This is a genomic window from Planktotalea sp., from assembly GCF_049680325.1.
Classification (GTDB): domain Bacteria; phylum Pseudomonadota; class Alphaproteobacteria; order Rhodobacterales; family Rhodobacteraceae; genus Planktotalea.
Map to the genome: position 1 here is coordinate 1 of NZ_JBAUHO010000007.1, position 2,833 is coordinate 2,833.

The 2,833-nt window shown below is 53.9% G+C and carries 4 protein-coding genes and 1 pseudogene; 3 read left to right on the forward strand and 2 right to left on the reverse strand.

All coding sequences use genetic code 11. The features are described from left to right. Positions 1–149: pseudogene (locus WBC85_RS00340) on the reverse strand (ribonuclease HII); the annotation flags it as partial. Between the two features lie 99 nt (positions 150–248). On the opposite strand from WBC85_RS00340, the gene WBC85_RS00345 reads away from it, so the two are divergent. Then, positions 249–1,178: an alpha/beta hydrolase gene (locus WBC85_RS00345; RefSeq protein WP_424432698.1), complete on the forward strand. Its 930-nt coding sequence runs from the start codon at positions 249–251 to the stop codon at positions 1,176–1,178. A gap of 93 nt (positions 1,179–1,271) precedes the next feature. Here WBC85_RS00345 and WBC85_RS00350 read toward each other — a convergent pair whose 3' ends face one another. Then, a complete protein-coding gene (locus WBC85_RS00350) occupies positions 1,272–1,676 on the reverse strand; it encodes a hypothetical protein (RefSeq protein ID WP_424432699.1) in 405 nt (134 codons plus the stop codon). A gap of 172 nt (positions 1,677–1,848) precedes the next feature. Between WBC85_RS00350 and WBC85_RS00355 the strand changes: the two genes are divergently transcribed. Continuing rightward, on the forward strand, positions 1,849–2,088 hold the full coding sequence (locus WBC85_RS00355) for a hypothetical protein (protein WP_424432700.1): 240 nt from the start codon (positions 1,849–1,851) through the stop codon (positions 2,086–2,088). Between the two features lie 14 nt (positions 2,089–2,102). Continuing rightward, positions 2,103–2,807 carry a winged helix-turn-helix domain-containing protein gene (locus WBC85_RS00360; RefSeq protein WP_424432701.1) on the forward strand — a complete coding sequence of 235 codons (705 nt, stop codon included), beginning with the start codon at positions 2,103–2,105 and terminating at the stop codon, positions 2,805–2,807. The last annotated feature ends 26 nt before the right edge of the window (positions 2,808–2,833 follow it).

Sequence of the window (2,833 nt, forward strand, 5' to 3'; positions counted from 1 at the left end):
GGAATGCGGGCGGGATCAAGAATGACCGCAGCCGCCGTAACAGGCCCGGCAAGCGGGCCGCGCCCGACCTCGTCAACACCCGCAACCAGCGACAGACCGCGAGCATGGGCAGCCTGTTCAAATGAGTAGTCTGGTCCTGGCAGGCTCATCCGTTTTCCACTTTTTTAACAGTTAATGCGCTTCAACTACTGCCTTGCCCATCAAACCTAAAGTAGAGAGTGTTGTTAAGATCAAGGAGCGCAGCCGATATGAACCCAGATACGAACTCGCCAGAGCTACAATCAGCAAACAGGCTGTTGCGCCGAACGCTTAAACCAATGTTGCGCTATATCCCATCGCAGCCTTTTATCAATTGGATGACGCATCGGCGCAAACCAGTAAGCGGGCCCAAGTATGACGGGGCAGGGTGCGAATGGACAATGCTTGGCCGCATAGATGCCCTGCGCGCTGTGCCAGGCACCCTGAGCTTGCCAGATGCTTGCATGCTCTATTTTCATGGCGGGGCATATACAGTGGGCAGTCCAGCCTCTTCCGAACCTGATGCACGCCGCCTGGCGATCAGTTGTGGCATGACCGTTTTTTCCGCGAAATACAGAAAAGCAACGCAAGCGCCATATCCAGCTGCAGTAGATGATGCCGAGGCTGCCTATAAGGCGATTTTGCAATTGGGGTTCGAGCCGTCGCAGATTGTTCTGGCGGGCACGAGCGCAGGCGGCGGACTGGCTTTGGCGCTGTTACATCGTTTGCTTGAACAAGGCGATCCATTGCCTTCGTGTGTGATAACGTTGTCGGCTTGGCTGGATCTCACACTGTCGCATCCGTCCATCGATCTACTTGCAAGGCAGGATGTCCTGCTAAGCCGCGCCTGGATTGCGCGGGCAGCTCGGATGTATGGCGGCAATACGCCTTTGCAGCACCCTGAAGTGTCTCCTGCATTCGGGAATTTCAAAGGAAGCCCGCCGAACCTTTTGCTTTATAGTAAAGTGGAATTGTTTCGGGACGAGATCGAAGCATTTGCGGCGAAATTGACGCAAGCTGGCGTTGCAGTAGAGAGCGCGCCACACAACAACGCGCCCCACGCTTGGCCTATGGTCGAAGAGCAAACACCAGAAACGCAATCGGCGTTCGAGTTGATTGCCGATTTTGCGCAACGGCACCTGACGAAACCGAAAAAATAAAAAAAGATGCGAGCGCCATGTCCAAGCGCTCGCATCTCCCTTGTGTGCGCAGCGCTCCGGGGGGGGGAAACGCCGCGCTCTGCTCAACTTGATTTACCTGTCACCATAGTGGTGGTTTGCCTTATGTGGGTGCTTGTGGCGCTTGCCATTGCTGTGCGTGTGCCAATGATTCAGCGTACGTCCGTTGTGGCGATTGGATCCTGCACGGTGCTTTTGCTGATAACTTGGAACAGCACGGCCTTGGTTGTGGCTATGGCGTGGTGCAGATGGCCGCACGATAACCTTTTCGCGATGACCTTGATGGCGCTCTAGCGTTTTTCCGATGATGAACAATGTTGCGATGCCCGCGAGCGCAGCCGCGGCGACTTCATTGCCGCCACTCGAGCGATGCTGGGGTTGTGGCGCATAGCGGTATTCACCCGCTTGGGCCATTGTAGAAGAAACGCCAGTGATCGCGAGAGCAGCGGCTACGACGGTTGAGATGAACGTGCGGTGCATGTGTTTGATCCTTACTTGCTTGATGCGCCCCCCATGTGTTGGCGGGCTTGGTGGGATCAAACTGGGGGCACCCCCCTCTGGCAGGCAATATCATCGCATTGTTATCCGATAACGCTGTTTGTTGGGGCTATTGTTATTGAAAAACAATGCATGAAAGCGCAGGTTCACAGGCATGAAACATCGCATTACATATCTCATTGCCGCCGTTGCACTTAGCGCCATTGCAAGTGTTGCTGCGGCTGATTGCACAGTCGAATACAAAGCGAAAAAGGATAGCCCTTTGCGCCTCGATTATGGGACGGTCACTGTATCGGGCCCCTGTAATGTCGCAGAGGTCACGCCAAAAGCTCAAAGTGTACTGGCCTCGCGGGGCTGGACATTGCTGAAGGTTTTGTCAGTCTCTGGCAATTGATCGGGAGTCAGGCTTTGCAAGACGAAACCGCTAGCGCAGCAGATGCGCGCAAAACCGGTAACCGGATCGTCGTCATTGGTTTGGCGGCGATTGTCGGCATTTTGCTGTTGGCCGCAATTGTGCTGTTTGCAAATTTGCCAGATGCCAATGCATTCAACATGCGCGTTGAGCAGATTTTTATAGAGAATGATGATCTGACCAGTCAGGCAGAGATCAAATTATTGGAGATCCTCGCGCAATCGGGCACGTCGTTTTCCGAAACGCTGGCGTCCTACCGCTTTGTGATCTTCGTACTTTTGCTTTTTGCGACAGCGTTGCTAATCGCCGCTGTGGTCTTTCTGGTGATGTTGATTGTTTTGAACCGCCGCATGGCGCAGATTGAACGCTCGGGCATTCAGGTTTCTTCGCTGTTGATAAGCCGCGATGAAAAGACGGTTTATCTGAATAACATGGGTTTCAAGCTGACTGACGCCGCGATGGAAACGCTTTCAGTTCTGGCCGAAGCGCGCATGGATGATGATGTGATGACAGGCGCGGAAATCGAGGGTGTTATTTCGGGCCGCAATTCGTCGGATTGTGAAGAGGCGGCAGGTGCGACGCGCATCAAACGTTTGCGCGACGGTTTGGGCAATCAAATGGTCAGCGAGTTGTTGGTGAAGAACATTGCGCGCAAAGGTTACATGCTGGCCATTGATAAAGACGGTATCAAGGTTCTTTGAGGGATTTCGGATCGCTTTTGCGATCC